Annotated in this window: 7 protein-coding genes; all 7 read left to right on the top strand. The window is 67.4% G+C overall.

All coding sequences use genetic code 11. The features are described 5' to 3' along the window. Positions 1-180 precede the first annotated feature (180 nt). Positions 181-558, top strand: a complete 378-nt coding sequence (locus BMX36_RS21065) for an IS66-like element accessory protein TnpA (protein ID WP_177179237.1) — start codon at positions 181-183, stop codon at positions 556-558. Beyond that, complete coding sequence (tnpB, locus tag BMX36_RS21060; RefSeq protein WP_093068515.1) at positions 555-902, top strand: IS66 family insertion sequence element accessory protein TnpB; 348 nt, start codon at positions 555-557, stop codon at positions 900-902. Before BMX36_RS21065 ends, tnpB (BMX36_RS21060) begins: the two co-directional genes overlap by 4 nt. Positions 903-1,013: 111 nt before the next feature. Continuing rightward, positions 1,014-2,447 carry an IS66 family transposase gene (locus tag BMX36_RS21055; protein ID WP_093068527.1) on the top strand — a complete coding sequence of 478 codons (1,434 nt, stop codon included), beginning with the start codon at positions 1,014-1,016 and terminating at the stop codon, positions 2,445-2,447. Between the two features lie 238 nt (positions 2,448-2,685). Beyond that, the gene (locus BMX36_RS21050) at positions 2,686-3,060 is read left to right on the top strand and encodes an IS66-like element accessory protein TnpA (protein ID WP_037447081.1); all 375 of its coding nucleotides are present in this window, start codon (positions 2,686-2,688) and stop codon (positions 3,058-3,060) included. After that, a complete protein-coding gene (gene tnpB, locus BMX36_RS21045) occupies positions 3,057-3,410 on the top strand; it encodes an IS66 family insertion sequence element accessory protein TnpB (RefSeq protein WP_037447084.1) in 354 nt (117 codons plus the stop codon). The genes BMX36_RS21050 and tnpB (BMX36_RS21045) overlap by 4 nt, the downstream gene beginning before the upstream one ends. Before the next feature lie 61 nt (positions 3,411-3,471). After that, entirely contained in the window at positions 3,472-5,016 is a 1,545-nt protein-coding gene (locus BMX36_RS21040; protein WP_037447087.1) for an IS66 family transposase, read from the top strand. Next, positions 5,013-5,615 (top strand): plasmid pRiA4b ORF-3 family protein, encoded by a 603-nt coding sequence (locus BMX36_RS21035; protein ID WP_037447092.1) that lies wholly within the window; start codon positions 5,013-5,015, stop codon positions 5,613-5,615. Before BMX36_RS21040 ends, BMX36_RS21035 begins: the two co-directional genes overlap by 4 nt. Positions 5,616-5,735: the final 120 nt, after the last annotated feature.

The following is a 5,735-nucleotide window of genomic DNA, read 5'->3' as shown; positions in this document are numbered from 1 at the left end:
CCGAACGGCACACCGCGCGGGTACGCACCTTCTTCTACGCCAAGCTGTTGACCGTCCAGAAAGCGTGCGCGGGCCGTTTGGTATCCTAGAACTGCGTAAGCGTCCGGTCTTCTCCGCCTTGCTGGCGGGGTGATGCGCACGCCACAGGTGCGGCACTGTGGCAGGCACTGGTGCGGCATCATGGCTACGCGAATTATCGAGATGAGAGCGACTGAGCTGCGGCGACGGTACAGCGACGATGACAAGGCGCGGATCGTGTCGGAGGCGATGATGCCGGGTGCCAGCGTGCTGGAGGTGGCGCGGCGCCACCGGGTGTGCACGTCGCTGGTGTATCGCTGGCGACGCACGCTGCTGCGCGACGGGCGCGCGAGCGAAGCATTGGCCTTGCCGGGCGCGGCGTTCGTGCCGGTCGAGGTGGCAAACGTCTCCGTGACGCCGCAGCCGGAACCGCTCGGACCGGGTGTGGTGGAGGTGGTCGGCCCGGCCGGGCAGCGCATCCGCCTGGCACCTCCCATCGACGCGCGGGTGCTGAAGGCCGTGCTGGCCGGGTTCGCTTGATCGGGCCGCCGGGCGGCGTCCGGGTGTATCTGGCGGCCGGTGTCACGGATATGCGCAAGGGCTTCGACGGACTGGCGGCGCTGGTGCAGCAGCGGCTGCGCCAGGATCCGTTCGGCGGTGCGGTGTACGCCTTTCGGGGCAGGCGCGGCGATCTGGTCAAGCTGCTGTGGTGGGATGGCCAGGGCCTGGTGCTCCATGCCAAGCGTCTTGAGCGGGGCCGGTTCACCTGGCCGGCGACTGCGGACGGTGTCGCGGTATTGACCCCGGCGCAGTTGTCGATGCTGCTCGAAGGGGTGGACTGGCGGCATCCGATCCGGTCCTCGCAGCCGACATTGGCTTGGTAAAAAGTACGGTTTCCTGTGGCTTTCGCGTGTATCGGCACGACTGTTCTGGTATAAACGGGCGTGTCGCCCGATGCCGCCTCGCTGCCCGACGATATCGCCCTCCTGAAGGCCATGCTCATTGCTGCCGGTGCCGAACTGGAGCAGTTGCGGATGCAGGTTGCGCGGCTGCGGCGCATGGCGTTCGGCCGTTCGTCGGAGAAGCTGACGCACCAGGCGGACCAGCTGGAACTCGGCCTGGAAGAGCGCGAGGCGGAAGCCGCCACTGCGGCGATGCCGGCGGCCACCCGGACACGGGAAACCGCCAGGCCGTATCGACAGCCGCTGCCCGACCATCTGCCCCGCACCGAGGTCGTGCATGAGGCACCGTGCGTCTGTCCCGACTGCGGCGGTGCCATGCGGCGCATGGGTGAGGACGTCACGGAACAGCTCGACTATGTCCCTGCCTCGTTTCGGGTCGTGCGCCACGTCCGGCCGCGGCTGAGCTGTCGGTCATGCGAGCGCATCGTGCAGGCGCCGTTGCCGTCCATGCCTATCGAGCGCGGTCGTCCCGGCGCCGGGCTGCTCGCACATGTGCTGGTGTCCAAATACGCCGACCATCTGCCGCTCTACCGCCAGTCGGGCATCTACGCGCGCCAGGGCGTCGACCTTGCCCGCTCCACGCTCGCCGACTGGGTCGGGCGCTCGGCCGCGCTCCTGGATCCGCTGGTGGACGCGCTCGAGCGTCACGTCATGGGCGGCTCTACCCTCCACGCCGACGACACGCCCGTACCGGTTCTGGCCCCCGGTGCCGGTCGCACCAGGACGGGGCGGCTGTGGACCTATGTGCGTGACGAGCGCGGGGCTGGTGGCGAGGCCCCGCCTGCCGTGCTGTTCCGCTACGCGCCCGACCGCAAGGGGGAGCGCCCCGCCGGGCATCTTGCCCGGTTCCGGGGCGATCTGCACGCCGATGGCTATGCCGGGTTTGACCGGCTCTATGGCGAGCGCATCGCAGAGGTGGCCTGCTGGGCGCATGTCAGGCGCAAGTTCTTCGACGTCCATGCCGCAACCGGCTCCGCCACCGCCCGCGAGGCGCTGGACCATATCGCCGGGCTCTATGCCGTCGAACAAGACGTGCGTGGTCAGCCTCCTGACGAGCGACGGCACGTGCGTCAGGCTCGGGTCGGACCGCTGCTCGATGCGTTCCGCCAGTGGCTCGACGCGACCGGACCGAAGCTGTCCCGGCGCTCCGACCTCGCAGTCGCCATCCGCTATGCGCTCGCCCGCTGGACGGCGCTGACCCGCTATGCCGACGATGGTCGCCTGGAGATCGACAACAATGCCGCCGAGCGCTCGCTGCGCGGCGTCGCCCTGGGCCGCAAGAACTGGCTCTTCGCCGGCTCCGACAAAGGTGGTCACCGCGCCGCCAGCATCTACAGCCTCGTGGAAACCGCCAGGCTCAACGGCGTCGACCCCGAAGCCTGGCTGGCCGACACCATCAGCCGCATCGCCGACCATCCGGCACGCCGGGTCGCTGAACTGCTGCCATGGAACTACCGTCCTGCCTGATGTGCGCCTTCACCGGACGCTTACAGAACTGCAGCAAGGCTTGTCGAATCGGTGAGGGGTGGATGGATTACGCACGTATCATCCACTGACTGTTATGGATGCGCTAGCCTGTCCGGCGTAAGCGTGGTCAGCAGGCCGTCTTGCGGTAGCGCCGGTAGCAGGGATGCTTGTCGCCTTTGACGAGGGCGCGGCGGTGCGGGAAGTTTTGGGTTCTACGACCAGTCATACGAGCACTCGTATGACTGGTCGGATGGAGGTGGTTGGCCGGGTGTCAGGCCGGCGCCGATGGTCGGACACGGAGAAGCTGGAGATCCTGGCGGAGGCGTTCCGACCGGGGGGTCGGGTCTGCGATGTCATCGCGCATCGCGAGGTATCGAGCAGCCTGATCTACACGTGGCGCAAGCAGCTGCGCGAAGGCAAGTTGGCCGGGGCGATGCCGTCGCTGCCGGTATTTGCCGAGGTACAGGTGGCGGAACTGACGCCGCCAGCGCCACAGCCGGCGCCATATCCATCGGGGCTCATCCAGATCGAGTTGCCGGGCGGCGTGCGGGTGAGTGTCGACGCAGGCGTGGATGCAGATGTGCTTGCACGGGTTTTGTCGGTGCTGCGATGAGCCCGGTGCCAGTGCCGTTGCCGACGCGGGTGTTCCTGGCGTGCGGCGTGACCGACATGCGCAAGGGGTTCGATGGCTTGGCGGTGCTGGTGCAGCAGGTGCTGGCGCAGAACCCGCATTCGGGTGGCTTGTTCGCGTTCCGTGGCAAGCGGGGGCATCTGGTCAAGCTGCTGTGGTTCGACGGCCAGGGGCTTTGCCTGTTTTCCAAGAGGCTCGACCGTGGCCGTTTCGTCTGGCCAGTGACAGCGACCGGCACGGTGACGCTGACGCCAGCGCAATTGTCGATGCTGCTGGAAGGCATCGACTGGCGGCGCCCCGAGCGGACGTTCACGCCGACGCTGGCAGGGTAGGAACGGCGGTTTTGCGCCACTTTCTCTCGCTCGCCGACCTGCAATCTGCTATGGAAACGGAGTGTCGGAAGCGCCTGTTTCCCCTGCTGATGCGACCGCGCGGATCGCCGCGCTGGAGGCTTCGCTCGCCCGGGCCAATGCCGCGCTTGCCGCCCGCGACCTGCTCATCGATACGCTGCGCGGACAGATCGCGCGGCTGCGGCGAATGCAGTTCGGCGCGTCGTCCGAAAAGCTGGGGCGCGAGATTGAGCAACTCGAACTGGCGCTGGAGGAACTCGAGACCGAGCGCGATGCGCCTGGGCCTGAGATGGTTGACCCTGGCGTGGCGGTTCGGCCGGTGCCCGTCCGCAGTCTGCCCGGACATCTGCCGCGCGAGGAGGTCGTCCACGAGCCGGCGTCGGGTGCCTGCACCTGCCCGGACTGTGGCGGTGCGTTGCGCGCGCTCGGCTTGGACACACACGAGATGCTCGACATTGTGCCGGTGCGCTGGCGCGTCGTGCGCAACGTCCGCCCCAAATACAGTTGCCGGGTATGCGAGAAGATTGTCCAGGCACCCGCACCGGTGAGCGCTGTGGCCAGAGGCAAGGCGACCTTCGCGACGCTGGCGCACGTCGTCGTCTCCAAGTTCGACCACCATCTGCCGCTCTACCGCCAGGCCGAAATGATGGCAGCGCAAGGTATCGACATCGACCGCTCGACATTGGCGAGCTGGACCGGACAGGCCGCAGCACTTCTCGACCCCATCGTCAGCCGCATCCGCGACGAGGTGCTCAAGGCCGACAAGATCCATGCCGACGACACGCCGGTGCCGGTGCTCGACCCCGGCCGGGGCAAGACCGCGACTGGCCGGTTATGGGTGTACGCGGCCGACGACCAGGCATCCGGCAGCACGGCGCCGCGCGCGACCTGGTATCGCTTCACGCCAGACCGCACCGCCGCGCACCCGCTGTCTCATCTCGCCGGCTTCCGCAACTTCCTGCAGGCGGATGCCTATGCCGGTTATGACGGACTGTATCGGGGTGGCGTCACCGAGGTGGCATGCTGGGCACATTTCCGGCGCAAGGTCTTCGACCTGCACGAACGGTCGCCTACACCGCTGACCACCGATATCCTCGAGCGGATCGGCACGCTTTACGCTGTCGAGGCCGAGGTCCGTGGCCAACCACCCGACGTGCGATGGCGAGCCCGACAGGAGAAAAGTCGACCGCTGGTCGACGCCTTGCGCGAGGTGCTCGACGCCAGCTTGCGCCGCCTGTCGTCGAGGTCCGACATGGCAAGGGCCATCGCCTATGGCACGAAACGCTGGCTAGCGCTGTCGCGCTTCCTGGGTGATGGTCGCCTGGAGATCGACAACAATATCGCGGAGCGTGCGCTGCGCGGTGTCGCGGTCGGACGCCGCAACTGGCTGTTCGCCGGTTCGCGCGCAGGCGGCGAGCGGGCCGCGGCCATCTACACCATCATCCAGACGTGCAAGGCGAACGGCGTCGACCCACCGGCGTATATCGCCGATGTCATCGCCAAGGTGGCCGGTGACTGGCCAGCCAGCCGCTGGGACGAACTCATGCCGTGGAACTGGTCCCCCGAACCTGCCAGACTGGCGGCATGAGCGTCGAGACCATCGCCCGCCTGCATATCATCCTCAACGACATCGAACCCGCCATCTGGCGCCGGGTCGACGTGCCGGCCACCGCCAGCCTCAAGATGCTCCACGACATCGTCCAGGCTGCGATGGGTTGGGAGGACTATCATCTGTGGCATTTCGAGGCCGCCGATCGGCGCTACGGCATCCCCGACCCAATGTGGCCGGAGAGCGGCATGACCGCTGCAAAGAACGTGAAGCTCGCGACGCTCATCAACCGGGGCGTGCGGGAGTTCGTCTATACCTACGACATGGGCGACGACTGGCGGCACACCATCACCGTCGAGACGGTCGGCCCCGGCGAACCCGACGTCAAATATCCGTGCTTCGTCGACGGGGAACGGCGCTGCCCGCCCGAAGATGTCGGCGGCTTGCCCGGGTTCGAGATGTTCCTCGATGCCATGGCCGACCCCGGCCACGAAGAACACGACCGCTTACGTGAATGGTATGGCGGCCCCTACAACGCCGACGACATCGACGAACGCTTCACCCGCCGCGCCGTCGCCGCCATCGCCATCCGCCGCCACGCCGGCAAACTCGCCTACCAAAAGAGCCGCACTCAATAGCAAGGCGGTCTGCTGCCCACGCTTACTGTCCGGCGACGCGCGACACGGCGCGGCGCACTTATGCGGGCGGGCGGCATCAACACGGGAGAGTAGCGATGATGAAGAACGCATATGTGAGCT

The organism is Sphingomonas sp. OV641 (genome assembly GCF_900109205.1).
Taxonomy (GTDB): Bacteria; Pseudomonadota; Alphaproteobacteria; order Sphingomonadales; family Sphingomonadaceae; genus Sphingomonas.
The sequence above is the reverse complement of the archived record's forward strand: the minus strand, read 5'-3'. Positions and strand labels throughout refer to the sequence as shown.